The organism is Bradyrhizobium neotropicale, from assembly GCF_001641695.1.
In the GTDB taxonomy this organism is placed as follows: Bacteria; Pseudomonadota; Alphaproteobacteria; order Rhizobiales; family Xanthobacteraceae; genus Bradyrhizobium; species Bradyrhizobium neotropicale.
Window position 1 is genome coordinate 40,866 of record NZ_LSEF01000042.1, and the last position, 24,915, is coordinate 65,780.

Genomic DNA, 24,915 nt, shown 5'->3' on the forward strand with positions numbered 1-24,915 from the left:
TATCTTCTCCAGCTTCCGCTGCAGCCACGCCGGCCTTGGGAACTTGGATGTACATTTTTTCAGTTTGGAACCGAACCATATCGCGGGCGCGCCCTTAACATACGTTAGTTCAGTGAAGACGATCATTTTTGGAGCGGCCACATGCGACAGGCTATGCCATATCGGGCGACCGCGCTGATTGTCGAGGACGACGCCATGCAGCGCGAGATGCTGTGTCTCCTCCTGGAGGAGAGCGGCTACGAAGTCATCCAGTGCGAAAGTGCCGAGGCGGCCGAACGCGTCCTGGACAACAATGCCGGCGCGCTATGCCTGATGCTGACCGACGTGCAGCTCGCCGGCCGCATGAACGGGGTCGAGCTCGCCTATGTTGCCAAGGACCGCAATCCGAGGCTCGACGTCGTCGTCACCTCGGGCCGTCCGCTGGCGCAGCCTTTGCCTGACGGCGCGAAATTCTGGGCCAAGCCCTGGGCGCCACTCGACGTGCTGCGCGAGGCCGAGCTCGCGCAATTGTCCTGAGGGACCGTCCTGGCAGCTTGCTTTCTTGCCGCGAGAGGCGGTGATAAGGTCTGTCCATGACCCTGTCCTTCCTGCTCACCTCGCTCATCGTCGTCGCTTCGCCCGGTACCGGCGTGCTCTACACGCTGGCCGCGGCGCTGACGCGCGGCTCGCGCGCCAGCATCGCAGCAGCTTTCGGCTGCACGCTCGGGATCGTGCCGCACATGACGGCGGCGATGCTCGGCCTTGCCGCCGTGCTGCACACCAGCGCGCTCGCCTTCGCCGCGCTGAAATGGTGCGGCGTGGCCTATTTGCTCTACATGTCCTGGCAGGCGCTGCGCGAGACCGGGGCGCTGGCGGTCGAGGGTGAGATCAAGGAGCGCTCGAGCGGCCGCGTCATCGTGACCGGCTTCCTGATCAACATCCTCAATCCAAAACTGTCGATCTTCTTCCTCGCCTTCCTGCCGCAGTTCATCGCGGTGGACGAGCCTCATGTGCTGGCGCGGATGCTGGAATTGAGCGGCGTCTTCATGGCGATGACGTTTGCGGTGTTCGTCGTCTACGGCCTGTGCGCCGCCTCGGTGCGAGCGCGCATCATCTCCCGCCCGGGCGTCATGTCCTGGCTGCGCCGCAGCTTTGCCGCCGGCTTTGCGTTGCTTGGAGCGAAGCTGGCGTTCGCGGAGAGGTAGGGTGCTTTCTTCGCCTCTCCCCGCGCGCGGGGAGAGGCCGGATTTACATCGAAAGATGTGCGATCCGGGTGAGGGGGAATCTCCGCTAGTCCGTCTGCTATCGTCTTTGTGGAAGCGCCCCTCACCCCCCTCTCCCCGCGAAGAGCGGGGCGAGGGAGCGAGAGAGCGGAGCGGATAGCAATAACGCGACAAATAAAAAAAAGCGGGCCTCGCGCCCGCCATCTTCAAACTGTTTCAACCTTACCTGACACCCGGGCGGAGCGAGGCTCCACCCGGGCAAAGAAAAAGAAGCCGCGTTACTTCTTCTTCGCCTTCTTGGCCTTTTTCGCCTTCTTCTTCGCCGCCTTCTTCGCTTTCTTAGCCATAGTATCCTCTCAAGGGTTAATGGTGAAACGCGACACGAGGGATGCTCGGCGGAGGGCCAGCCTCGCAACATCCTCGATGACAAACTCAGCAGATTCGCGGGCAACTGCCCCGTGCTGTCATATCTCCGTCATCACGTTATCCACAGCTCAGACGCATTTTCGGGTGATTTTTGCCCGCGAATCCGCCTCCGGTTCGCCCGGACGTGGCCGGCTCTCGCGCATCAAGTCTTGCTTAACGATGCCGGAGTCCGTTTGCGGGATTCATCAATCCAAAACCAAAGCCCGTGTTTGCAGGATCGCGGTGAGACTCCATTAAGCGCGCCACGCGCATTGTCGTCCGCAAGAACACGGGGGCGGTTATGGACGGACGGTTGCCTAAGGCGGGAGGCGGGACGCTGCGCGTGCTGCGGCCGCCATGCTGAACGTACCGACACTTTGGACGGTCTTCGTCATCAACTTCCTGGCGCTCGGCCTGATCTGGGCCTATGTGACGCGCTCCTATCCGAAATTCGAGGCCGCGCGGTTCTGGATGGCATCGGCCTTCGTCGGCGCGGCAGGCGCGATGGCGGCGTTGGTCCACCTGTTCGTCACCTCTCCCGTGCCGCTTCTGGCTGGAGCTGCTGGCATCATGGCGGCGAGTTGCCTCGCCGCCATGGGCATACAGCGCTTCTACGACCGGCCGGTGTCCTGGCGCGCCATGGCCGTGACGGGCGTCCTGAGCTTCGCCGGCGTCGTGTTCTTCAGGATCGTCTTCGACCACATGCAGCTGCGTATGCTCTGCTACACGGTCGGTCAGGCTCTTCCCCTGCTGTCGGCGTTGCGTCTCCTGCTGTCGCCGCAGGAAGGCCGCGTCAGCCCCGGCGCCTGGCTGTCCAGCATCGTCATCATCACGATCATCGCCATCTTCGTGGCCCGTACGGCGGGCAATGTGCTGGGCGGCGATTTTTCGGCGGTCGCCGGAAGCCAGGCCCATGCCGTCATGGTGCTCGGACTCCTGTTCCTGTCGATGACGCTCAACTTCGGCTTCCTGTTGATGGCGATGGACCGGTTGCGCAACGAGGTCGCCGACCTCGCGCTGCTCGACGACCTCACCGGCGTCGCCAACCGGCGGCATCTGTTGCAGCGGCTTACCGAGGAGTGCGCCCGCTCGGAGCGCAGCGGCGAGCCGTTCTCGCTGCTGGTGATCGATCTCGACGGTTTCAAGACCATCAACGACACCCATGGACATGCTGCGGGCGACGCCTGCCTGCAGCACTTCACCCTGATGGCGCAGACGCGGCTTCGGCCGGGCGACATGCTGGCCCGCACCGGCGGCGACGAGTTCTGCGTCGTGCTGCCGTCCTCGTCGCTCCACGAAGGCGCGTTGATCGCCCGCCGCGTGCTCGAGGTCTGCCGCCAGGACGCCGCCGCCTGCACCGGCAACGACATCCCGATCGCGATCTCGATCGGCGTGGCGCAATGGGATCGGGCCATCGGCCAATTTCCGGACCGCCTGATGGCCCATGCCGACGACGCGCTCTACGCGGCCAAGAAGAACGGCAAGAACGATTTTGCTGTCTATGATCCGGCGCCGTCGCTCTCGCCCGAGCTGACTGATCTGGCCGCGGCCGCGCGCAAATTCGCGTAAGATGCTAGGCTCGAGTCCGCATTGGACCCGCATGATGATGTCTCGCCTGCTCGCGGCTGTTCTCGCCGCCTATGCCCTGATCGCTCCCGCCGCTGCAATGGAGGCCGACCTTGCCAAGGTCGCGCGCGGCTCCGGCACGCCCGACATTCCCGGCTTGAAGATCGTCTGGCTCGCACCGTGGGGCGATGTCGCTCAGGCTCATGCCTGGCGCAACATCATCGTGCATCAGACCGAAGGGCCGGCGGGCTCGGCGCGGGGCGGCGCGCAGGAGCAGTCGAAGAACCCGACCCGCCGCGGCGTCACGGTCTGGGTCGAGACTGACGGCACGGTCTATTGGGCGGTTGCGGAAAATCTGGTGCCGACCCATGGCGACGGCGCCAACCGCAACGACAACAAGTACATCGACAACAAGACGACCTATCGCCAGGTCGTGCGCGACAATTCGATCGGCGTCGAGTTCGCCGGCAACTATCCGGACGTCACAGCGGGACCGACCGAGGCGCAGGTCGCGGCGTGGCGGATCCTCGTCCGCGTGCTGCGCGCGCGCTACGACATCCCGCTCGACCACGTCTATGCGCACAACTGGATCGACTACAAGGACGCGCGCTATTGCGAAGGCTGCTGGCTCGCGACGCTGGCGCGGACGTGGGGGGAGTGAGGGCCTCTCGTCATTCCGGGGCGCGCGTAGCGCGAGCCCGGAATCCATCGCGCCGCAGAGTTGGTGGATGAATGGATTCCGGGCTCGCGACTTCGTCGCGCCCCGGAATGACGAAGGAGGTTATGTCGCCGCCGTCATCCACCCGAACAAGCGCCGCATCAGCCCCGGCCGCTCGGGCAATTCTGGCGGCCCGTCGGCGGCGAGCACTCGCTTGAAGAAATAGTCCAGGAACACCATGTCGTTCGGCTCGGTGACGGTGAACTGATCGTCGCCGAAGAAGACGCTGTAATCGTAGAAGAACGGCCCGACGAACGGAATCGTCGCGGTGCTGGCATAGTCCTTCGAGACCACGAACTCCGCCGGATCCAGCCCGTGCTCGCGCATCGCCTGCTCGACCAGCGGCAGCTTGCGCATGAACTGGGCGGAGAAGCCGCCGACGGTGGACTGCAGGATGATCGACACGGCGCGAGCTCGGTCCGCTTGATGCTGACGCCTTTTTGGTCGGTTGAGCGGCGAACGCGGTTCAAGGCAAGCTCGGCCGGTTTGGCGCAGGGGGAGGGCCACCAACAAAAAAAGCCGGCGTTGCCGCCGGCTTTTCCGTCTTTTCGATCCGCCAATCTCTGGCGCAGGGAAGTTGCGCTTAGTGCGCGGCTTCCAGCGCAGCCTGTTCCTGCCTTGCGATCGTGCCCTTGACCGCGGCCTGCACCTTCTCGAAGGCGCGGACTTCGATCTGGCGGACGCGCTCGCGCGACACGCCGAACTCGGCGGCAAGGTCTTCCAGCGTCATCGGCTCATCGGCGAGGCGGCGCGCCTCGAAAATGCGGCGCTCGCGCGGGTTGAGCACGCCCATGGCGCCGTTCAGGGCGTCACGGCGGTGATCATACTCCTCGTGCTCGGCCATCATGGCTTCCTGGTTGGGCGTATTGTCGACCAGCCAGTCCTGCCATTCGCCGGCCTCGCCGTCGTCGCGGATCGGCGCGTTGAGCGACGCGTCGCCACCGAGGCGGCGATTCATGTCGATCACGTCCTGATCGGTGACGCCGAGGCGCTTCGCAATGATCTTTACCTGGTCGGGGCGGAGATCACCCTCGTCCAGAGCGTTGATCTTGCTCTTCGCCTTGCGCAGGTTGAAGAACAGCTTCTTCTGGTTCGCGGTGGTGCCCATCTTCACGAGCGACCAGGAACGCAGGATGTACTCTTGAATCGACGCCTTGATCCACCACATGGCGTAGGTGGCAAGACGGAAGCCCTTCTCGGGCTCGAAGCGCTTCACCGCCTGCATCAAGCCGACGTTGCCTTCCGAGACGACCTCGGAGATCGGCAGGCCGTAGCCGCGATAGCCCATGGCGATCTTGGCCACGAGCCGGAGGTGGCTGGTGACGAGTTGATGTGCCGCGTCGCGATCGTCGTGCTCGCGCCAACGCTTGGCGAGCATGTATTCCTGCTGGGGTTCCAGCATCGGAAACTTGCGGATCTCGGCGAGGTAGCGGGAAAGGCCGGATTCTCCATTGAGGACCGGCAAAGCAGCGGTACGGGCCATAGTGCGCCCTCCAAAGGTTCAGGCCCCCGATAGCGGCGGGCCAGGCAGACGACCGCTTGGTTAAAGCCGGCCGGACTGCGATGTTCCGCGTTGGTCTTTCAACGCAGGCGCAATATACCCCATCGAGGGTCGTTTAGGGAAGGATTGCTGACGTCACGTCCCCGTGTGGCAGCTATAACTTTTTGTAAGGTAAGGCTTTTCTGAAGGACCCTGCGTCATAGCGCCGCTTTCAGAGCACCTTCAAGGAGAAGCAAATCCTCCGGCAGGGGCGCCTCCCAGTGGAGTAATTCTCCCGTCCTCGGGTGCTCCAATACCAGCAGATAGGCATGCAGGGCCTGCCGTCCAAGGGCGGCCAAAGCCGCCTGCGACTGGAGGCCGAGCTGGTTTGCCTTGGTCTTGAAATGCGGGCCATAGACGGCGTCTCCCATCAGGGGGTGGCCGATATGGGCGAGGTGGACGCGGATCTGGTGGGTGCGTCCGGTCTCGAGCTCGCAGGCGAGCAGCGCCGCGACGCCCTTGCCGTCGCGCCCGGCAAAGCTCTGAAGGATCTCCCAATGCGTCACCGCCTCGCGGCCGGTCTGGCGCACCGCCATCTTCTCCCTCGCGTGCGGATGGCGGTCGATCGGCGCGTCGACCGTCCCGCGCTGGCGGTTCGGCAGCCCCCAAGCGAAGGCCATGTAGCCGCGCCGCATCGCGCCCGTCCGGCCGTGATCGGCGAATTGCGCGGTCAGCGATTGGTGGGCGAGGTCGTTCTTGGCGACCACCATCAGCCCCGTCGTGTCCTTGTCCAGCCGGTGCACGATGCCGGGCCGGCGCACCCCGCCAATGCCCGACAGCGAAGAGCCGCAATGAGCGATCAGCGCATTCACCAGCGTGCCGGTCTCGTGGCCGGCCGCCGGGTGCACGACCAGCCCCTTCGGCTTGTTGATGACGATGATGTCGTCGTCCTCGAACACGATATCGAGGGCGATGTCCTCGCCCTTCGGCTCCGCCGGGGCTGCCTCCGGCACGTCGATTATGATCGTATCGCCGGCGGCGACGTGATAAGCGGGGTCGCGGACCGCGGCGCCCTTCAGGCTCACCGCGCCCGCCAGAATCAGGGCTTTCAGCCTTGATCGCGACAGGTCCGGCAGGCGCGCGGCCAGCACCCGGTCGAGCCGGGCCGAGCCCTCGTCGCCGGCAACGACAACCTCCAACCTTTGCGCTGACCCAGAGCCCTGCATGACGACCGAAACCGCTGTTCCCGAACCGACCCCCGAGCAGGCCGCGCTGTTCGCGCGGGTGCGGCGGATGATGCTGATCGCGGGGTTGACCACGGCGCTGGCAATCTGCGCCGTCCTGATCGCGGTGGGCTACCGCCTTTTCAAGTCGGAGGGAAGGGCGGCCGAGGCCCTGAGCGACGTCACCGCCACCCTGCCGAGGGGCGCGAGGATCGTCTCGACCGCGGTCGCGGGCGACCGCCTCGTGGTGACCCTCGACGTCGGCGGGGCAACCGAGATCCGCACCTTCGACGCCCACACGTTGAAACCGGCCGGCAAGCTGAAATTTGCCAATGAGCCATAAAAGGCTGGTTCGGTCCTTGCGGCGGACAAATTTCGAGGCTATTGGCTAGCCCTCACGCTCCCTTCGTCTAGCGGTTAGGACGCGGCCCTCTCAAGGCTGAAACAGGGGTTCGATTCCCCTAGGGAGCGCCATTTTGCCACCGGTCAGAACAAAACTGCGAACTCTGCGGGCGCCGGCCGAAGACTGACGACCTTCCGCTCGGGATGGTGCTTTGGCGGCGAAAGCCAGCCGGCCTTTTGTCTTCTGCCCAATCATCGAGATCGTGCCGGTTTGATCGCTGCCGTCGATGCCGCCCTTCGCCGTCGTCCTCCGGTCGGCATGAGGGGTCGAGAGGCGCGGCAGCCGGACGCCGTTGACTTGAACTGTACGGTACTGTACGGTTCTCTCGGAGGCAAAATGGTGGACCTCATCTTGCGTAAAGGCGCGGAAGAAGCTCGCAATCAGCTCCCGGATCTTCTTGAGGCCGCTGAGAAGGGCCGTTCGACGATCATTACCAGGCATGGCCGCCCCGTTGCCGCGTTGGTGCCGATCGAGGCGTATGGCGCGGCCGTTCGCCAGCAGCCGTTGACGCCCGTTGCAGGATCCGGTCGTGGGCTCTGGGGAAAGAACAGTGCCCGCACGCTTCGAAAGCTGCGTGACGAATGGAGCCGCTAGCTCTTTCGGATCTGCCGCAGGACGCGCTGGTTTTGATCGACTCGGCACCCGTCATCTATTTTCTTGAGGGGCATCCGAAATTCGGACCGCGCTTCAAGCCGCTGTTCGAAGCTCACGAAACAGGGCGCCTGCGCTTTGCCGTGACGACCATCACCATTGCCGAGGTGCTGACCGGGCCTCTGCAGGCCGGTGACGACGTGCTTGCGCGACGTTACCGGGCGATCCTGGAGTCGTGGCAACCGGTCGCGCTTGACGTCGACATTGCGGAAAGCGCTGCGAGACTGCGGGCGTCGCTCCGTCTCAAGCTGGCAGACGCCGTTCAAGCGGCTAGCGCATTGGCGATCAACGCGGCCGCACTCGTGACGCATGACCGTGATTTCTCACGCGTGCGTTCGCTGCGTATAATTTCCTGAAAGGCCCAGCGACTCGTTGTTCCGCTATCATTGCCGGGAGTTGCCATGTCGTCGATCGGTGTCTCACTGCTCAACAGCCTTCGTTCGGTTGAGCGTCCGGGCGACTTTTGCGTCAGCGGAATTCGGGAGATCTTCATGCCGACGATCGATGTCGACGGCGTGGGCAGGATCGCCTTTCCGATCCTGCCCGTCCAGGCCGAGCAGCTCGTCGCAATCGCCGAGGCAGCCCCCTATGGAGGGGGCGAGGAGACGGTGGTCGATCGCGAAGTCCGGAGAACTTGGCAGGTCGATTCGGCCAAGGTTCGGATCGGAGGACGTCACTGTAACAAGACCCTTGCCGGACTCGTGGCCGACGTAGCCCTCGGGCTCGGTGTGAGCGAGCCGGTGGCGGCCGACTTCTATAAGCTTCTTGTCTACGACACCGGCAGCTTTTTCGTCGACCACCGCGATACCGAGAAGGTCCCGGGGATGTTCGCGACATTGGTGCTCGTACTGCCCTCGGCCCATAGTGGCGGCGAGTTGGTCGTAAAGCATCTCGGCCGGGAGATGGTGCTCGACCTGCGTCCGGAGGAATCGTCGGAGATCGGCTTCGCGGGCTTCTATGCCGACTGTGTGCATGAGGTGCGTCCTGTTAAGACGGGATGTCGCCTGGCCCTCGTCTATAATCTGCGTTTTTCCGGCAAGAGGCGCTCGCTGAAGGCGCCGGATTATCGCGCAGTGCAAGGGCGCGTGGTGGAATTGCTGCGCAGCTGGGCCAGCGCTGAGGACGAGCCTGACAAGCTGATTGTGTCTTTGGAGCATGCCTACACGCCGGCGGAGCTGTCGTTCAGTGCGCTCAAAGGGGCCGATGCGGGCGTGGCGTCCGTGCTGGTCAAGGCCGCCGCAGAGGCGGATTGCGATCTTCACCTCGCGCTGGTGTCGATCGAGGAGAGCGGCAGCGCCGAACATATCCCCTATTACGGCCGTCGTCGCCGTTGGAGCCGAGACGACGAAGAGGACGAAGACGAGGAGTTCGAGGTCGCCGAGGTTATCGACCGGGCGCTGATCCTGTCCGAGTGGCGGCGTCCCGACGGCGGCGAGGCGGGATTCGACGAATTTCCGTTCGCCGAGGACGAGCTGTGCCCGCCCGACGCTTTCGAGGATCTGACGCCGGACGAGCAGCACTTTCACGAGGCGACGGGCAATGAAGGCGCGTCCTTCGAGCGCACCTACCGCCGTGCCGGCTTCGTGCTGTGGCCGACCGCGCGCAGGCTCGCGGTGCTGAACCAGGCCGGCCTCCGCACGACACTGCCCTACCTCGAAGAAGTGACGGCGCGTTGGGTGGCAAGCAAGGCATCGATGCAGTCGCCATTGTGGGATGAGGCCGATGAGCTTTCGGGGCATATGCTGCGCTCGTGGCCCCGTTCGTCTTGGCGAAGTGACGACGACGCCGAAGTCGGCCGGATGCTCGATGTGCAGGTCCGTCTTGGTAACGTCGCTCACATCGATGCGTTTCTCGCCGAACTGTCCGCCCAAGGCCACTATGTCGCGCGCGACAACGCCGCGATCCTGTCTGCGGTCGCCTTGCTTCCGGCCTCGCGCGCGACCGAGCTCCTCGTCAGAATTGTCAGACGAAACGCGGCTGCCCATCTCAGCGCCTGCGGCGATCTGCTGCTGCGCTGCATCGCGGCGCTGGCCGAAACGAGCTGCGATCTCATACAGATCGGCTCAGCTTTGATCGACGTCTTGCCGGGCGATCCGGCGCGGCCGAAGCAGGTCGATACCTGGCAGGTCGACGCTTGGCAGCGGCCAAAGCCCGTCAAGTCTGGCTTCGTCGTCGACCTTTTGACAGCGACGAGCCGGATCGATTCGGCGCTTGCGGCGCGTGCGATCGAGCACCTGCTCTCCTGGCCGAAGACATACCAGCCGGACGACGTTCTGGTCCCCGCTGCTCTCGCGATTGCCAAGCTGGCGGAGAGCAGGGCTTGGCTGGCGGTGGGGCGGCTCCGAGAAGCGTGTCTCGATCACCTGCGCAGGCGCATCGCGCTCCCGCTGGAAGCGCCGCGAGACTGGACCAGGATCAACCCGCTCAAATGCACCTGTGCCGATTGCCGTGGACTGGGCGCGTTCCTGGTTGCCTCTGATCAACAGCAATGGCGCCTGAAGGCGGTCCAGGATCGGAGGACCCATGTCGAGCAAAGTGTTCGGAGCGCAGGGTGTGACCTTGACCTGACGACAGAAAGACGCGGCAGCCCCCACACGCTGATCGCCACCAAGAACCAGGCCAGCTACGAACGATGCGCAAAACAGCGGCAGCAGGATCTGGAGCATGTATCGGTGCTGGGCGGATGATGTTGGCCCTGCACCGCACGGAACAGCGGGATCGACGAAATGAGCCGGAAAAATCGCGTCCCACTTGCCGATCGCGTCGCCAAAGCGGCTGAGGCGGCACTTGCCGCCCGGCACTATGTGAGCGCTATCGACGTCCTCGTCGGGATTGGGTGGCTTGACGCCACAGAGCTGGCGCGCTGGCACCGCGGGCAGATCGAATGCCTTGAGGCAGTCGTCCGGACCAATCTGCCGCGCATCTCGGAAGCCATGCGGCTATTCCGGTCTTGGGCGTCCGCGCGAGGATTGCTTGCAAGCGAGACCGCGTATGTCGCTCGTACGCCGCGACGCCAGACACTGCGCTTCAGCCGAAGCGGAAATCCCGCGATCGAGACGTCATACCGGACGCACTGGGTATCGCCTGAGCTTTCTGAGAAGAAGCGCGAACGCCTGACGGAAAAGACAAGCCGCGCCCCGGAACTGGTGGTGGTCCAGTCCCTGAATGCCGAATGGAAATGCCATCGTTGCGGCGGCGCCGGCGATCTCTTGATGATGGAGACTCCGGGGCCGACGTGCCTGCGCTGCGTTGGCCTTGATGATCTCGCCTTCCTGCCGACGGGCGATGCCACGCTGACGCGGCGCGTCAAGGCGGCCAGCGCGCGCTATGCGGTCGTCGTGCGCTTCAGCCGCACCCGCCGCCGCTACGAACGACAGGGTCTGCTGGTTGAGCCGCAGGTCCTGGCAGATGCACGCTGATCGAAGGGCTGAACTGCGCCTGCCAGGACGGCTTCGTCCAAACGGTCCTAATGCCGATAAGCGCGAAGTTTTTCTTGAAACTATGTAGGAATTTCAATGACGTAGGAGTTCGCAGTTTTGTTCCGAATGGCGCGCCAGCGGCTCGCAATCAGTCTGATGGCGCCCGTGTTTTGCCTTGACCCGGCAAACCGCGAAGAGCGTGAAGTCCCACCGGAGGGATCGAGCTCGCACGGCAATTGGTCGTTACTCGCCGCCGTATCGTTCATACGATTACTGCGATTGTAGTCGCTTCAGGTCGGCAACGGCGGCACGAGACTCCCGAAACGAGCTTGGGCATCCATCACGGGCAGCCGCAAGTTCTTTTTGGGCCGAGATTGAGTCCTTGGCCTTGAGCTGAACTATTCCACTGTAATAGTGCGCCTCGCAGATTTGATCTGCATTTTTGGCCACAGCCAAGGCTGCGGCGGGAGTGATCCGACCGACAAGCAGCTCTCCAATGGATTTGGGCCAATCCTTGAGTTGACCTTTGTCGAGCGCAGCGGACAGCACAATGTCAGCGTCGGCAGATCCTCCCTGAGTCCGGGCCACCGATCCCCAAATCAGAGTGTAGCCCTCCGGATCGGAGAATCCCGCCGCCCGGTCATAGCCCGAGGCAGCATCTTTGAAATTGCCTCTCAGATAGTAAGCATCTGCCCGGGCAGCGTAATAGTCCGCCGCGACGCGATTTGCCTCTGGACGATCTACGCCTTGGTCTTTGGTGAAGGCGGTGTTCTTGTCGGCACCGAGCTTGATGGCGTCGGAGAAATCCTGGATCGCTTCGTCCAGCCTGTTCTCGGACAAATAGATTTGTCCGCGACTGAACCGGCTTGCGGCACTGGAAGGATCGAGATTGATGGCTTCGGTCAACGACGCAATTGCGCGGGTAAGGTCGCCCTTCTTGAAAAAGGTAAGCCCCAGTTCGTGATGAGCGTAATTGTTCTTTGGGTTGAGTCTGACTGCGTCCGAGAGGTCGGCTTGGGCCGCATCGATATTACCAAGCGCATAGTTTCCAAAGCCACGTTTCAGCAAAGCCATGGATCGCGCACCGGGCGGCAATCCAGCGTCCTGCGAGAGATTGGTGCAGGCAGCGATCATCCGCGGTACGTCGGCGCTATCTTGACAGGTTCTTAAGTCTTGCGGATCGACCGCGGAGGCGCCCACCGTCGAGAGGACGACAGAGGCGGTTGTAAGGATCGCTTTGCAGCCGCGGCGTAAGCTTGGAGTTGAAGCTGCAAACATTTTCGTCCCCTCGCGCGACATCTAGCCAATGATTACGACAATGGTGATGTGTCCACCAAAAACTGGCCGATGGGCGACCTGGTCAACATGGCACAGGAGCAGCAAGTGCTTTCCATCAATAGCGAGCGCGACCTGCCCTGGCCACTACCTTATAGCGATTTCAAGACGTCTTTCTACCTGGCATTCGGCAGAGGTGAAATTACGTTGACGGCGCAGTCAACTCAGGCTTGCGCCGGGATGAAACGGCGGAAGTTTCCTTGCCTTCTGCGAACTCCTTATTTGCTGGCCAAAGGTGGCGCCTCGCTAGTGGGTAATCCACGATCTCAACGTCGGCACCTGCGTCGGTCCATCTGAACGCGATCTGCCATTGATCGTTGATACGGATCGAGTGCTTGCGTGCCAAACGCCCTTGAAAGCTTCAGGGACAGCGCATTGTTAGCGGCGATGCGCTCCCCAATCTCCACCCGCAACCCATTACCGTGCACCGCCGCGCGACGGCCACTGTGCATGCCTGTCTGGCGTCATGCCGAGCGTTTGGCGATCGTGCTGCTGCGCTGTAAGCTCGTCCCCGAGACCAAGCGCCGTGTCACGTCGGCATGGCGGGCATCGCATGCGCCCTGATTTGCGTCCGTATTACGGAATTCGTCCCATGACCGCATTGAGCCGCCCCGATCTCAGTGACATCCATCCCGGCGACTGGGTGGACCGGCGCTTACCACTGGCATGGCGCCCCTACGCAAGGCTTGCGCGCCTCGACCGGCCCGTCGGGATATGGCTCACGCTGTTTCCGTGCCTCGCCGCGCTGATCCAGGCCTCGCATGGATTTCCTGCGGTCTGGCAATTGATCGTCTTCTCGCTCGGTGCGCTTTTGATGAGGAGCGCGGGTTCGACTGTCAACGATATCGCGGATCGCAAGTTTGATGCGCATGTCGAGCGGACGCGCTTTCGACCGCTCGCCAGCAGTCAGCTCGAACTCCATCAAGCCATCGCTTTCCTGATTGCCGAACTCGGGCTTGCGGCGTCACTCCTGATCTTCTTGAACTCCTACACGCGCCAGATGGCAATAGGCGTGCTGCCGCTCGTGTTCATCTATCCGCTCTGCAAGCGCTTCACCTACTGGCCGCAGGCCGTGCTGGGCGCGGCCTTCAATTGGGGAATGCTGATGGTTTGGGCCGAGGCGGCCGGTCACATCCCGCCCGGCGCCATCGTGATGTGGATCGGCGCCATCACATGGCAGATCGGCTATGACACCGTCTACGCTTATGTCGACGTCAAGGACGACGTTCGTCTCGGCCTGAAGTCGACGGCGATCCTGTTCGGCGAGAAGGGACAAGCCTGTATCGGCCTGTTCTACGCCCTTACGGTCGCATCCTGGTCGCTGGGTGGCTGGCTGCTGGGCATGTCGTCGTCTTACGCCGTTGGAATGGTGGTGATCGCCGCACATCTTGGCTGGCAGGCCTGGCGCATCGACCTCGCGCGTCCGCAGTTGAGCTTCAGCCTGTTCTTGTCGAATGTTCTGACCGGCGCGCTCCTGACAATCGCGGCGCTCATCGGGACCTGGTGAGCGCTCGCGTCGCACGCGTGCCCGTCTGCGCCTCAGTCCTCCACCGGCAGTCCGTCCCCATGCACATACCATTGCGCGCGTGACGACCACTGTGCGTGCCGATCCGGCGTCGCGCCGAGCGGCTCGTCGAACGCGCCGGCATGAACGATTGCCTCGCGGCCGCTGCCGGTGAGGTGAGGCATGGGGCTGCCGCAGACCTTGCAGAACGCGGTGGCAAAGCTCCGCGCCGTCGGCAGGTCGTAGCGCGCGACCGAGGCCTCGCCACGCAGCCATCGCAGCGCCGCGGCCCGCACGATCACCTCGCATGAATGCGACGACCCCGATGCCTTCCGGCAGCGCGAGCAGTGGCAGTTCAGGAAGCGATCGAACGGGCCCTCGATCTCGAAGGCGACTTCGCCGCACAGGCAGCTTCCGCGGAATGCAGTCACTTCACTCCCCCTCTGGCTCGGCCGGTCTCTCGGCAGCCTCTTCCGCCTGCACCTGCGGAGCGCCTGGCGCGCCGCGCAGACGGATCATCGTGTCGATCACGTCGATGTCGATCTTGAGCATGTCGAGATCGCGGGTCATCTCGCGCGCAGAGCCTTCCTGCGGTCAATTCTCAAGGGGGCACGTCGGACGTACGGTGGCATATTGCGATAGGGGCCTCACGCGAACTGCGCCAGTCCGTGTCCGACGGACCAGTTCTCCTTGGGAGCATCGAGAACGTTCACGAACACGTCCTCGGAGCGGATGCCCGGCCTTTCGCCGAGCAGGTCCGCGATCCGCCGGTACAGCGCTTTCTTCTGCTCGGCGGTGCGGGTGTCGAACACGGTGATCTGGATCAGCACCGCGTCGTCGCTGCGCGTGACACCGTAGGCGTTGCCGCAGCGGAAGTTCGCTGGCTCGAGCTCGGTGATGGTCATGAACTCGTCGCCCTCGGGCACTTGGAGCGCTTCGCGCATGGCGCGGTAGAGGCTGTCGAGGATCGCCTGCCGGTAGGCCGCCGGTTTTCCGGCACGCAGCGAGATGTGAAGGAGAGGCATCGGTGGATTCCTTTCCATGCCGGCCTGAACCGCCGCGGCGCTGGCCGAATGGCCGCCGAGCGTATTGACGAAACCGGTTATCGGGCCCAATTAGTTTTCGACACGCTGTCAAGAAACCACGTTGTTGACATCGCGTCAAATACTTTTGTGCGGCCCCGGCGAAGCGGGCGACATCGAGGAGAAGACAGACTTGAGGCCGCGCGAGTTCAACCATGACGATGTCCTGCGCATCGCCTTCGATCAGTTCTGGCGCAAGGGAGTGCGGGGCACGTCGCTGTCGGACATCGCGCGCGATGCCGGCGTTCAGCGCGGCAGTCTCTACAATGCCTTCGGCAGCAAGGAAGCGCTGTTTCTCCTCGCTTACGAGCGCTACGCGGGCGACTATCTCGGCGCCGTGCAGACGGCGCTCGGTACCGGCACCTTGCGCAAGCGCCTCACGGCCTTCTTCGATCTGACCATCACGAACTTCCGTTCCGGGACGCCGCCTCGGGGATGTCCGACCACGCGCGGGCTGATGGAGCTTGGGTCAGCTCAAGGCGAGGGGCTGGACGAGGATGCGCGCCGGGCTTTTGCGGACCTGGTGACGCGCATCACCACCCTGGTTGAGGACGCGCTGTCGGCCGGCGCCAAAAGGGGTGAGTTCAGCGGTGCGTCCGGGGCCGCAGCATTGCACATCATCACGGTGACGCGCGGCCTTGCCGTGCTCGAACGCGCCTTCGGCGACGAGGCTCAGCTTCGCAAGATCGCCGCCCACACCATCGATCTCGTGCTCGGTGCGACCAAGCGCTAGGCGGGCCGTGCCGACTCGCCTTGCGCGCAGAGGCGCGGCCGAACCCGAATGCTTAATTCTTTGCTAAGGCGTTCGGGATAAGTTGGCATATCAGCATTGCCAATTTTGCGAGCACCGATGATTTTCTCCCGCATCAGTTTCAAGCTGGTTCTGATCGTTGCCATCAGTCTCCTCGGCATGATCGCACTGGCGCCGATCGCGCTCTCGACGCTGCGCGCGCAGATGGTCGCCGACCGCCAGGCCAAGACACAGCAGATGGTCGACGTCGGCTACGGCATCCTGGCGCATTACCAGAAGCTCGAAGGCGAGGGAAAGCTGACGCGCGAGCAGGCGCAAGCGGCGGCTCAGGCGGAGATCAAGAGCCTGCGCTACGACAAGGTCGAGTACTTCTGGATCAACGACATGACCCCCAAGATGGTCATGCATCCGATCAAGCCCGAGCTGGACGGCAAGGATCTCTCCGCGATGAAGGATCCCGCAGGCAATGCGCTGTTCGTGGGCTTCGTCGATGTCGTGAACAAGCAGGGCGCCGGCTTCTACGGCTATCTCTGGCCGAAGCCCGGCTTCGAGCAGCCCGTGCCGAAGATTTCCTACGTGAGGGGCTTTGCGCCCTGGGGCTGGATCATCGGTACCGGCATCTATCTCGATGACGTCGACGCCGTGTTCCGTCAGAACGCCGTGACATTCGGCCTCGTGTGCCTCGTGGTGCTGGTGCTCGTGCTCGGTGCGTCCTTCGTGATCGGCCGCAGCGTCACCCGGCCGCTCGCCGGGATCACGGCGCTGACCGAGCGCCTCGCTTCCGGCGACAGCGCATTCGAAGTGCCCTACACCAGCCGCCGCGATGAGGTCGGCGGGCTCGCCAAGGCGCTCGCGGTGTTCAAGGACAACGCCTCGGCGGTGCGCCAGATGCATGCCGAGCAGCAGGAGCTGAAGCACAAGGCCGACGACGAGAAGCGCAAGGCGATGGCCGATCTCGCCGGCAAGTTCGAGGCGAGCGTCCAGGCCGTCGTGCGCGAGGTCTTCAACGAGGCGCGCGAGATGCAGCAGGCCGCCCAGGGCATGTCGGAGACCGCCAACCGCGCCAGCGAGCGCGCCTCCTTCGTCGCGACCGCCTGCCAGCAGGCCTCGAGCAACGTGCAAACGGTGGCCTCCGCAGCCGGCCAGCTATCCTCTTCGATCGCCGAAATCAGCCAGCGCGTCGCACAGGCGGCCCAGGTCGCCGACCAGGCCGCTGCCGACGGCCAGCGCACCAACGACACCGTGCAGGGGCTTGCTTCCGCCGCGCACAAGATCGGCGAGGTCATCGACCTCATCAACCAGATCGCCTCCCAGACCAACCTGCTCGCGCTCAACGCCACGATCGAAGCGGCGCGCGCAGGCGAAGCCGGCAAGGGCTTTGCGGTGGTCGCAAGCGAGGTGAAGTCGCTGGCGAGCCAGACCGCCAAGGCCACCGACGAGATCGGCGCGCAGATCTCGGCGATCCAGGCCGAGACCCATCAGGTCGTCGGCAACATCGAGAGCATCCGCACGACTATCATGGAGGTCAACGAGATCTCCTCGTCGATCGCGGCCGCTGTCGAGGAGCAGGGCGCCGCCACGCAGGCGATCGCGCACAGCGTGCAGGAGGCGGCGTCCGGCACCAATCAGGTCTCGCAGAACATCTCCGGCGTCACCGACGCAACCTCGGAGACCGGCCATGCCGCCGGCCTCGTGCTGCAATCGAGCGGCCGGCTCACGCACAAGCTGCAGTCGCTGCAGGACGAAGTCAGCGCCTTCGTCGCCGGCGTGCGCGCGGCATAACAGAGGCGCTTGCCGCAACTCGTTGCTTTTTCCGCGTCACGGCATCGGCCGTGATGCGGAAACACTGTTTTTCTTGACATCAAGTCTGCCGTGCTCGACCTGTAACGACGTCTATCGAGGGTGCGCGCGTGCCCTCGCGAAAAGAAAAACAGCACGGGAAAAACGTCATGAGCGCAGGTCTCAACGAGAAGGACTACCTCGCCACCTTGCGCGGCCTGTGGGACAAGGCCTGGCCGAAGGGCATGCCGCGCTCGCCGCACTATCTGCACGGCGAAGTTCCCCTGACGGAATATCTGCGCGCCTGGGCGAAGCAGAGCCCCGAGCGTCCTGCGGTGATCTTCTATGGTCATGTCACGACCTATGCGGACCTCGACCGGCAGAGCGACCGCTTTGCTGCCCTGTTGCAGGCGAGGGGCGTGCGCAAGGGCGACCGCGTCGCCGTCTTCCTGCCGAACTGCCCGCAGTTCCATATCGTCTTCTTCGGCATCCTGAAGCTCGGCGCAATCCATGTGCCCGTGAGCCCGCTGTCGCGTGCGTTCGAGCTGTCCTACGAATTGAACGATACCCAGGCCGAAGTGATCGTGGCGCTCGACCAGCTCATGCCTGTCGTCGAGCAGGTGAGGAGCGAGGTGCGTCTGCGCGAGATCATCGTCACGAGCTTTGCCGATGTCGTGCCGGCGACGCCGTCGTTCCCCACACCGGACTCGATCCGCACGCCGCGCGTCGCGGTGCCCGGCGCCACTGATCTGCTACCTGCGCTTGCCGCGATGCCCGCGCCGACGCCGTTGCCACCGCCGAGCCTCGATGAGGTCGCGGCGCTCAACTACACCGGCGGCACGACGGGCATGCCCAAGGGCTGCGTCCACACCCATCGCGACATGGTCTATACGGCCGCCGCCAATTACGGCATCTCGGTCCTGTCGGACGAGAGCAGCGTGTTCCTGTCGTTCTTTCCCGAGTTCTGGATCGCCGGCGAGAATTTCGGTCTGATCTTCCCGCTGTTCTCCGGCGCGACGCTGGTTTTGCTGGCGCGCTGGGACGCCGTCGGCGCGATGGCGGCGATCGACAAGTACAAGGTCACGATCACAGCGATGCCGGTCGACGGCGCGGTCGAGCTGATGGATCATCCGCGCTGGAGCGAGTTCGACCTGTCGTCGCTGAAGCAGGTGCGCGTCGTTTCCTTCGTCAAGAAGCTCAACGCCGATTATCGCAGGCGCTGGAAGGATCTCACGGGCACCATCCTGATGGAGGCGGCCTGGGGCATGACGGAGACCCACACCTCCAACACCTTCACCGCCGGCTTCCAGGACCGCGATTTTGATCTCAACAACCAGCCGATCTTCGTCGGGCTGCCGGTCCCCGGTGCCGAGTTCAAGATCACAGATTTCGAGACCGGCGCGCTGTTGCCGCTCGGCGCGGAAGGCGAGATCCGCGTGCGCACGCCGTCGCTGCTCAAGAGCTACTGGAACAAGCCGGAGGCGACCGCGGAGTCGCTGATCGATGGCTGGCTGCGCACCGGCGACATCGGCACCATCGACAGGGACGGCTTCCTCCACTTCCTTGGTCGCCGCAAGGAGATGCTGAAGGTCAAGGGCATGAGCGTGTTTCCGCCGGAGATCGAGGCACTGCTCGGACAGCATCCGAAGGTGCTGGGCTCCGGCGTGGTCGGGCGCGATGATCCCGACAAGGGGCAGGTGCCGGTGGCCTATATCCAGCTCAAGCCGGAGGCGGTCGGCACCATCTCCGCTGAGGACCTGCGTGCCTGGTGCGCCGAGCGCATGGCCGTCTACAAGATCCCGGAGGTCCGCATCATCGAAGCTTTGCCCCTGACGGCGACGGGCAAGGTGAAGAAGCAGGACCTCGATCCCAACTTGCCTGCTGCAGTCTGAGTGAGAGATCGATGTCGTTCAAAAAGCTCCTGATCGCCAATCGCGGCGAGATCGCCATTCGCATCGCGCGCGCCGCGGCCGACGCCGGCATCGCAACGGTCGCGATCCATCCCGCCGACGACGCGCTGTCGTTGCACGTCCGCGTCGCCGACGAGGCGATCGAAATTCCGGGCCGCGGCGCTCGGGCCTATCTCGATATCGACGGCGTAGTGAAAGCGGCCAAAGCGGCCGGCTGCGATGCGGTGCATCCCGGCTACGGCTTCCTCAGCGAGAACGCCGCGTTCGCGAAGGCCTGCGCTGACGCCGGCATCACCTTCGTCGGACCGAAGATCGCTGCGCTCGAACTGTTCGGCGACAAGGTTGCGGCGCGCCAGCTCGCCAAACGGTGCGGCGTGCCGATCATCGCCGGCACCAGCGGCCCATCGTCGCTGGAGGAGATCACGGCGTTCTTTGCGTCGCTCGGCAGCAATGCGGCGATCGTGATCAAGGCGATGGCCGGCGGCGGTGGCCGCGGCATGCGGGTCGTGGAGAAAGCCGACGATCTCGCGGAAGCCTATGCGCGCTGTCAGTCCGAGGCCAAGGCCGCCTTCGGCTTCGACGGCGTCTATGCTGAGAGGCTGATCCGGCAGGCGCGCCATATCGAGGTGCAGATCATCGGCGACCGCCACGGCGCCATCTCCCATCTCTGGGAGCGCGAATGCACGATCCAGCGCCGGCACCAGAAGCTGATCGAGGTGGCGCCGAGCCCCTCGCTGAGCGAGCCCCTGCGCGGCCGCATCATCGAGGCGGCGAAGCAGCTCGCGGCCGCTGCTTCCTACGACAATCTCGGCACGTTCGAATTCCTGGTCGACGGCAGCGCCGACGACAGTTTTGCTTTCATCGAGGCCAATCCGCGGCTCCAGGTCGAGCACACCGTGACGGAAGAGGTGCTCGGGATCGACCTCGTCCGCGCCCAGCTCGCGGTCGCCGCCGGCGCCTCACTGGCCTCGCACGGCCTGTCGCAAGATGCGATCCCGAAGCCGCGCGGCCATGCCATGCAGCTTCGCGTCAACATGGAGACGCTGGACGAGACTGGCGCGACGCATCCGACCGGCGGCGTGCTCGCGGTGTTCGAGCCGCCGTCAGGCCCGGGCGTCCGTGTCGATAGCTTTGGCTATGCCGGCTACAAGACCAGCGCCGCCTTCGACTCGCTACTGGCAAAGGTCATCGTGCACACGCCGGGTGAGGCCTGGCACGACGTGGTCGCCAAGGCCTCGCGGAGCTTGCGCGAGTTTCGGATCGACGGCGTCATCACCAACATCGCCTTCCTTCAGGCGGTGCTGGCGCATCCCGATTTCAGGACCAACCGCATCGCGACCGATTTCATCGATCGCAATATCGGCAAGCTCGTCGAAGAGGCCGATGGCGCGGCAAGGCCGCTCTACTTCGCTGCAACCGAGCGAAGCGGCGCCGGCACTGAGGCGCACATCGCGCAGGAGGTGCCCGAAGGGACGGTCATGGTCGCCGCGCCCTTGCAGGGCACGATCGTCACCATCCAGGTGAAGCAAGGCGAGGTCGTACGCCCCGGCCAGCAGCTCGCCGTGATTGAATCCATGAAGATGGAGCATCTGGTGATGGCCGAGCAGGGCGGCCGCGTCATGACACTCGTCGCCGGCGATGGCGTCACGCTGCTGCATGGCGAGCCGATCATGTATATCGAGCCGCTCGACGTCGCGGCCGACGTGTCGGCGGCGGAAGCCGACATCGATCTCGACCATATCCGCGCTGATCTCGCCGAGCTGATCGCGCGCCAGGCCAACACGCTCGATGAGAACCGCCCAGCCTCGGTCGAGCGCCGCCGCAACACCAATCAGCGCACCGCGCGCGAGAACGTCGCCCAGCTCGTCGATGATGGCTCCTTCATGGAATATGGCAGCCTTGCCATCGCAGCCCAGCGCCGCCGCCGCAAGCTCGACGACCTCATCAAGAACACCCCGGCCGACGGCCTGATCATGGGCGTTGCCACAGTCAATGCCGACAAGTTCGGTGCGGACGGCGGGCGCTGTATCGTCGTGGCCTATGACTACACCGTGCTCGCGGGCACGCAGGGCCATATGAACCACAAGAAGATCGACCGCATGCTGACGCTGGCGGAAGACTGGCGCGTCCCGCTGGTGTTTTATGCCGAAGGCGGCGGCGGTCGGCCCGGCGACACCGACCGGCTCGGCATGACCGGGCTCGATGGTCCGTCCTTCGTGCAGTTCGCAAGGCTCTCCGGCCTCGTGCCTGTCATCGGCGTCGTCTCCGGCTATTGCTTCGCCGGCAACGCCGCGATGCTCGGCTGCTGCGACGTCATCATCGCGACGAAAAACGCCTCGATCGGCATGGGCGGCCCCGCGATGATCGAGGGCGGCGGCCTCGGCGTCTATCATCCCGCCGAACTCGGCCCGGTCTCGTTCCAGGCGCCGAACGGCGTCATCGACATTCTCGTCGAGGACGAGGAGGAGGCGACGCGGGTCGCGCAGAAATACCTGTCCTATTTCCAGGGTGCGGTGTCGGACTGGCAGGCGGCCGACCAGCGCCTCTTGCGCCGGGCGATCCCGGAGAACCGCCTGCGCGTCTACGACATTCGCAGCGTGATCGATCTCGTCGCGGACAAGGATTCCGTGCTGGAACTGCGCCGCGACTACGGCGTCGGCATGATCACTGCGCTGATCCGCATCGAGGGCAGGCCGTTCGGCCTGATCGCCAACAATCCGCGCCATCTCGGTGGCGCGATCGATGCCGACGCCGGCGACAAGGCCGCGCGCTTCCTCCAGCTCTGCGACGCCTTCGATCTGCCCATCGTCTCGCTCTGCGATACGCCCGGCTTCATGGTCGGCCCCGAAGCCGAGAAGACCGCGATCGTGCGCCACGTCTCGCGCATGTTCGTCACTGGTGCAAGCCTCACTGTGCCACTGTTCGGCATCGTGCTGCGCAAGGGCTATGGGCTAGGCGCGCAGTCGATGATCGGCGGCGGCTTCCATGCCTCGTTCTTCACCGCGGCCTGGCCGACTGGCGAGTTCGGCGGCATGGGCTTAGAGGGCTATGTCCGCCTCGGCTTCCGCAAGGAGATGGAGGCGATCGCCGATCCGGCCGAGCGCGAGACCTATTACCGCAACAAGGTCGCTGAGCTCTATGCCAACGGCAAGGCGGTTTCGATCGCCTCCGTGTTCGAGATCGACAACGTCATCGACCCCGCCGAGACGCGCCGCTGGATCATGGCGGGCCTGCGCTCCGTACCGAAGCCGCCGCAGCGGACGGAGAAGAAGCGGCCGTGCATCGATACGTGGTGAGGGCGGTGCAGCAATTCAGGCGCTGAGTAGCAGGCAATCTGCTTCCGCATCGTCATGCCCGGGACAAGTCCGGCCACGACGGCGCTGAGTAGCGCGCGCTCCCCACCGTGTTCCCGGTTCCCGATTGACATCCCCGCCTGCGGTGCCAGACTTTGCACAATAATACAGGGTGGAGACGTCCGCGATGGCCAGCCTTTCGGCCTCGAACCATGTCGCCCGTGTCTTGTCCGTCGCCAATCATGTGGCCGACGTCGATGCCTCCTCGCGCATCGCCAACTCCTGGCGGCGGTGCCTGATCAGCCACAAGCTCGACCCCGCCCGGCAGGGCCCGCCGCAGACCCTCACCGAAGCCGAGGTCCGCCACGTCGCCGAGCCGATGGAGAAGACGATCCGGCTCCTTACCCCCGAGCTCGACGACCTCGCTCGCGTGCTGCGCGACGCAGGCTATTGCGTCAATCTGGCTGACACGAACGCGACCATGCTCTTCAGCCGTCTGCCGGGCGAGGCCGACGCAAAGATGTTCCTGGACTGGAAGATCTACACCGGCTCGAACTTCGCCGAAGCCTTTGAAGGTACCAACGGTCTCGGCACCGCGCTTGCCGAGGAGAAGCCGATCCTGGTGCACCGCGACGAGCATTTTCGCGAGCAGTGGCACATGTTCTCCTGCGCCGTGGCGCCGCTGTTCGACCAGGCCGGGCGCCTCGCCGGTGCCGTCAACATCACCTCCTGCCGGCGGGATCTCGAGCGCGCGGCGCATCAGCTCGCGCTCGCGGTGACGATGGAGGCGACGCGGCGGATGGAGGGCGCGATCTTCCGCGATCATTTCCGCAACGCCTGGATCGCGACCGTGCCAGGTGACGGCGGCAGCGGCCTCATCGCCTACGACGACGACCGTCGCATCGTCGGCGCCTGCCGGTCGGCGCGCGCGATGCTGAGCCTGACCGACGGCATGATCGCATCCGGCATCGACGCAACGCGCTACATCAAGTTCGATCATCACGCGGCGCGCAGCGCCGACGAGATCGTCGCGCTGCGCCGCGGCGATGGTGGCCCGTTGGGACAGGGCCATGTCGCGCCGCCGCTGCGCGCAAGGTCATCCGCGCGTGTGTCGGTCGCGGGCCGCGAGAGCCCTGTCGACCGGTTCGATACGCTGTACCGGCTTGCCGGTCGCGATCCCGGCCTGGTCAAGAGCGTGAAACGGCTCAGAAGGATCGGCGATCACAATCTTCCAGTGCTGCTGCATGGCGAGACCGGCGTCGGCAAGGACGTGTTCGCGCGCGCCATTCATGCCGCGAGCAACCGCGCGCGCAACAACTATGTCGCGCTGAACTGCGCGGCGATGCCGGAAAGCCTGATCGATGCCGAGTTGTTCGGCTACGAGGCCGGCGCCTTCACCGGTGCGCGGCGCGAGGGCTCGAAGGGCCTGATCGTGCAGGCCGATGGTGGCACGCTGTTCCTCGACGAGATCGGCGACATGCCGATCGCGCTGCAGACGCGTCTGCTGCGCGTCTTGGAAAACCGCGAGGTCTGGCCGCTCGGTGCGCTCAGGCCGGTGCCCGTCGACATCCGCCTGATCAGTGCCACCCATCGCGATCTCGGCCGCATGGCGGAGGAGGGCGCCTTCCGCGCCGACCTCTACTTCCGACTGCGCGGCATGGAGGTGCGGCTGCCGGCCCTGCGCGAGCGCGCCGACCGGGACGATGTCATCCGCCAGATCGCGCGCGAGGAGGCGCCGAACTGCCGCCTCTCGGAGGAGGCTTGGTCGCTGCTGTCGGCGTATCCGTTCCCCGGCAACATGCGCCAGCTCCGCCACGTGCTGCGGCTCGCCGGCTGCACGGCGGAGGACGGGGTCATCACAGACGCCGACCTCGATCTGCCGCCGTTTGGCGGCCGGGCGGCCGAGCCCGATCTCGCCGCGGCCGAGCGCGCGACGATCATCGAGGCGCTGCGCAAGCACGACGGTCGCGTCACCGAAGCCGCGCGTGCGCTGAAACTCAGCCGCGCCACGCTGTATCGGAAGATCAAGGCGATGAAGATCGAGACGGCGCAGTAGCGCCAATCGTTTTGCCGAGTTGCGAGCTTTCTTACCCTCTCCCCTTGTGGGAGAGGGTGGCTCGCCGCGTAGCGGCGAGACGGGTGAGGGGCCTGCTTCCGCAATTCACCTCACTGTTCGTATGCGCGGACAGAGACC

The 24,915-nt window shown here is 64.6% G+C and carries 22 protein-coding genes and 1 tRNA gene; 16 read left to right on the top strand and 7 right to left on the bottom strand.

Annotation, left to right across the window (positions count from 1 at the left end):
* Positions 1-141 precede the first annotated feature (141 nt).
* From AXW67_RS13405 to AXW67_RS13420, 4 genes are all read left to right on the top strand, one after another.
* Positions 142-516 carry a response regulator gene (locus AXW67_RS13405; RefSeq protein ID WP_027551775.1) on the top strand — a complete coding sequence of 125 codons (375 nt, stop codon included), beginning with the start codon at positions 142-144 and terminating at the stop codon, positions 514-516.
* A 56-nt stretch (positions 517-572) separates the two neighbouring features.
* On the top strand, positions 573-1,184 hold the full coding sequence (locus tag AXW67_RS13410) for a LysE family translocator (protein WP_063678265.1): 612 nt from the start codon (positions 573-575) through the stop codon (positions 1,182-1,184).
* A 780-nt stretch (positions 1,185-1,964) separates the two neighbouring features.
* On the top strand, positions 1,965-3,176 hold the full coding sequence (locus tag AXW67_RS13415) for a GGDEF domain-containing protein (RefSeq protein WP_063678266.1): 1,212 nt from the start codon (positions 1,965-1,967) through the stop codon (positions 3,174-3,176).
* Between the two features lie 31 nt (positions 3,177-3,207).
* The gene (locus AXW67_RS13420) at positions 3,208-3,834 is read left to right on the top strand and encodes a peptidoglycan recognition protein family protein (protein WP_201723667.1); all 627 of its coding nucleotides are present in this window, start codon (positions 3,208-3,210) and stop codon (positions 3,832-3,834) included.
* 120 nt (positions 3,835-3,954) lie between these two features.
* On the opposite strand, the gene AXW67_RS13425 is transcribed toward AXW67_RS13420, so the two are convergent.
* From AXW67_RS13425 to AXW67_RS13435, 3 genes are all read right to left on the bottom strand, one after another.
* A complete protein-coding gene (locus tag AXW67_RS13425; protein WP_063678267.1) occupies positions 3,955-4,296 on the bottom strand; it encodes a hypothetical protein in 342 nt (113 codons plus the stop codon).
* A gap of 178 nt (positions 4,297-4,474) precedes the next feature.
* Positions 4,475-5,374, bottom strand: coding sequence for an RNA polymerase sigma factor RpoH (gene rpoH, locus AXW67_RS13430; protein ID WP_027551770.1), 900 nt, complete (start codon positions 5,372-5,374; stop codon positions 4,475-4,477).
* Between the two features lie 215 nt (positions 5,375-5,589).
* A complete protein-coding gene (locus tag AXW67_RS13435) occupies positions 5,590-6,597 on the bottom strand; it encodes an RluA family pseudouridine synthase (protein WP_063678268.1) in 1,008 nt (335 codons plus the stop codon).
* Between AXW67_RS13435 and AXW67_RS13440 the strand changes: the two genes are divergently transcribed.
* The 6 genes from AXW67_RS13440 (at position 6,596) to AXW67_RS13465 (ending at position 11,067) form a co-directional block, all read left to right on the top strand.
* Complete coding sequence (locus AXW67_RS13440) at positions 6,596-6,937, top strand: hypothetical protein (RefSeq protein WP_027551768.1); 342 nt, start codon at positions 6,596-6,598, stop codon at positions 6,935-6,937. The two genes, AXW67_RS13435 and AXW67_RS13440, sit on opposite strands and share 2 nt — an antisense overlap.
* Positions 6,938-6,993: 56 nt before the next feature.
* Positions 6,994-7,068 (top strand) — tRNA-Glu (locus AXW67_RS13445).
* Positions 7,069-7,333: 265 nt separating this feature from the next.
* Positions 7,334-7,591 (top strand): type II toxin-antitoxin system Phd/YefM family antitoxin, encoded by a 258-nt coding sequence (locus AXW67_RS13450; RefSeq protein ID WP_145927587.1) that lies wholly within the window; start codon positions 7,334-7,336, stop codon positions 7,589-7,591.
* Entirely contained in the window at positions 7,579-8,004 is a 426-nt protein-coding gene (locus tag AXW67_RS13455; protein WP_063678270.1) for a type II toxin-antitoxin system VapC family toxin, read from the top strand. Before AXW67_RS13450 ends, AXW67_RS13455 begins: the two co-directional genes overlap by 13 nt.
* 45 nt (positions 8,005-8,049) lie before the next feature.
* Positions 8,050-10,335 (top strand): 2OG-Fe(II) oxygenase, encoded by a 2,286-nt coding sequence (locus AXW67_RS13460; RefSeq protein ID WP_063678271.1) that lies wholly within the window; start codon positions 8,050-8,052, stop codon positions 10,333-10,335.
* Between the two features lie 39 nt (positions 10,336-10,374).
* Entirely contained in the window at positions 10,375-11,067 is a 693-nt protein-coding gene (locus AXW67_RS13465; RefSeq protein ID WP_063678272.1) for a hypothetical protein, read from the top strand.
* Between the two features lie 270 nt (positions 11,068-11,337).
* Here AXW67_RS13465 and AXW67_RS13470 read toward each other — a convergent pair whose 3' ends face one another.
* On the bottom strand, positions 11,338-12,345 hold the full coding sequence (locus tag AXW67_RS13470) for a tetratricopeptide repeat protein (RefSeq protein WP_161491253.1): 1,008 nt from the start codon (positions 12,343-12,345) through the stop codon (positions 11,338-11,340).
* Between the two features lie 649 nt (positions 12,346-12,994).
* Between AXW67_RS13470 and ubiA the strand changes: the two genes are divergently transcribed.
* Complete coding sequence (gene ubiA / locus AXW67_RS13475; RefSeq protein ID WP_063678274.1) at positions 12,995-13,909, top strand: 4-hydroxybenzoate octaprenyltransferase; 915 nt, start codon at positions 12,995-12,997, stop codon at positions 13,907-13,909.
* A gap of 32 nt (positions 13,910-13,941) precedes the next feature.
* On the opposite strand, the gene AXW67_RS13480 is transcribed toward ubiA, so the two are convergent.
* The 3 genes from AXW67_RS13480 to AXW67_RS13485 form a co-directional block, all read right to left on the bottom strand.
* The gene (locus tag AXW67_RS13480) at positions 13,942-14,337 is read right to left on the bottom strand and encodes a GFA family protein (protein WP_063678275.1); all 396 of its coding nucleotides are present in this window, start codon (positions 14,335-14,337) and stop codon (positions 13,942-13,944) included.
* A gap of 1 nt (position 14,338) precedes the next feature.
* Entirely contained in the window at positions 14,339-14,476 is a 138-nt protein-coding gene (locus AXW67_RS42715; RefSeq protein WP_161491254.1) for a hypothetical protein, read from the bottom strand.
* Between the two features lie 77 nt (positions 14,477-14,553).
* The gene (locus tag AXW67_RS13485) at positions 14,554-14,931 is read right to left on the bottom strand and encodes a tautomerase family protein (protein ID WP_027555743.1); all 378 of its coding nucleotides are present in this window, start codon (positions 14,929-14,931) and stop codon (positions 14,554-14,556) included.
* A gap of 190 nt (positions 14,932-15,121) precedes the next feature.
* Here AXW67_RS13485 and AXW67_RS13490 point away from each other — a divergent pair, with 190 nt between their 5' ends.
* From AXW67_RS13490 to AXW67_RS13510, 5 genes are all read left to right on the top strand, one after another.
* Positions 15,122-15,721, top strand: a complete 600-nt coding sequence (locus AXW67_RS13490) for a TetR/AcrR family transcriptional regulator (RefSeq protein WP_063678334.1) — start codon at positions 15,122-15,124, stop codon at positions 15,719-15,721.
* Between the two features lie 117 nt (positions 15,722-15,838).
* Entirely contained in the window at positions 15,839-17,521 is a 1,683-nt protein-coding gene (locus AXW67_RS13495) for a methyl-accepting chemotaxis protein (RefSeq protein WP_063678276.1), read from the top strand.
* A 167-nt stretch (positions 17,522-17,688) separates the two neighbouring features.
* Positions 17,689-19,410: an AMP-binding protein gene (locus tag AXW67_RS13500; RefSeq protein ID WP_063678277.1), complete on the top strand. Its 1,722-nt coding sequence runs from the start codon at positions 17,689-17,691 to the stop codon at positions 19,408-19,410.
* An 11-nt stretch (positions 19,411-19,421) separates the two neighbouring features.
* Positions 19,422-22,724 carry an acetyl-CoA carboxylase family protein gene (locus AXW67_RS13505; RefSeq protein WP_063678278.1) on the top strand — a complete coding sequence of 1,101 codons (3,303 nt, stop codon included), beginning with the start codon at positions 19,422-19,424 and terminating at the stop codon, positions 22,722-22,724.
* Positions 22,725-22,908: 184 nt separating this feature from the next.
* Positions 22,909-24,777 carry a sigma-54-dependent Fis family transcriptional regulator gene (locus AXW67_RS13510; protein WP_063678279.1) on the top strand — a complete coding sequence of 623 codons (1,869 nt, stop codon included), beginning with the start codon at positions 22,909-22,911 and terminating at the stop codon, positions 24,775-24,777.
* Positions 24,778-24,915: the final 138 nt, after the last annotated feature.

Bases quoted from the DNA above. Each gene is read 5' to 3' on its own strand.
- AXW67_RS13420 (WP_201723667.1), top strand. From the start codon at position 3,208: ATGATGATGTCTCGCCTGCTCGCGGCTGTTCTCGCCGCCTATGCCCTG.
- AXW67_RS13465 (WP_063678272.1), top strand. From the start codon at position 10,375: ATGAGCCGGAAAAATCGCGTCCCACTTGCCGATCGCGTCGCCAAAGCG.
- AXW67_RS13440 (WP_027551768.1), top strand. From the start codon at position 6,596: ATGACGACCGAAACCGCTGTTCCCGAACCGACCCCCGAGCAGGCCGCG.
- AXW67_RS13505 (WP_063678278.1), top strand. From the start codon at position 19,422: ATGTCGTTCAAAAAGCTCCTGATCGCCAATCGCGGCGAGATCGCCATT.
- AXW67_RS13450 (WP_145927587.1), top strand. From the start codon at position 7,334: ATGGTGGACCTCATCTTGCGTAAAGGCGCGGAAGAAGCTCGCAATCAG.
- AXW67_RS13405 (WP_027551775.1), top strand. From the start codon at position 142: ATGCGACAGGCTATGCCATATCGGGCGACCGCGCTGATTGTCGAGGAC.
- AXW67_RS13500 (WP_063678277.1), top strand. From the start codon at position 17,689: ATGAGCGCAGGTCTCAACGAGAAGGACTACCTCGCCACCTTGCGCGGC.
- AXW67_RS13460 (WP_063678271.1), top strand. From the start codon at position 8,050: ATGTCGTCGATCGGTGTCTCACTGCTCAACAGCCTTCGTTCGGTTGAG.
- AXW67_RS13415 (WP_063678266.1), top strand. From the start codon at position 1,965: ATGCTGAACGTACCGACACTTTGGACGGTCTTCGTCATCAACTTCCTG.
- ubiA (WP_063678274.1), top strand. From the start codon at position 12,995: ATGACCGCATTGAGCCGCCCCGATCTCAGTGACATCCATCCCGGCGAC.
- AXW67_RS13410 (WP_063678265.1), top strand. From the start codon at position 573: ATGACCCTGTCCTTCCTGCTCACCTCGCTCATCGTCGTCGCTTCGCCC.
- rpoH (WP_027551770.1), bottom strand. From the start codon at position 5,374: ATGGCCCGTACCGCTGCTTTGCCGGTCCTCAATGGAGAATCCGGCCTT.
- AXW67_RS13485 (WP_027555743.1), bottom strand. From the start codon at position 14,931: ATGCCTCTCCTTCACATCTCGCTGCGTGCCGGAAAACCGGCGGCCTAC.
- AXW67_RS42715 (WP_161491254.1), bottom strand. From the start codon at position 14,476: ATGACCCGCGATCTCGACATGCTCAAGATCGACATCGACGTGATCGAC.
- AXW67_RS13455 (WP_063678270.1), top strand. From the start codon at position 7,579: ATGGAGCCGCTAGCTCTTTCGGATCTGCCGCAGGACGCGCTGGTTTTG.
- AXW67_RS13435 (WP_063678268.1), bottom strand. From the start codon at position 6,597: ATGCAGGGCTCTGGGTCAGCGCAAAGGTTGGAGGTTGTCGTTGCCGGC.
- AXW67_RS13495 (WP_063678276.1), top strand. From the start codon at position 15,839: ATGATTTTCTCCCGCATCAGTTTCAAGCTGGTTCTGATCGTTGCCATC.
- AXW67_RS13470 (WP_161491253.1), bottom strand. From the start codon at position 12,345: ATGTTTGCAGCTTCAACTCCAAGCTTACGCCGCGGCTGCAAAGCGATC.
- AXW67_RS13510 (WP_063678279.1), top strand. From the start codon at position 22,909: ATGGCCAGCCTTTCGGCCTCGAACCATGTCGCCCGTGTCTTGTCCGTC.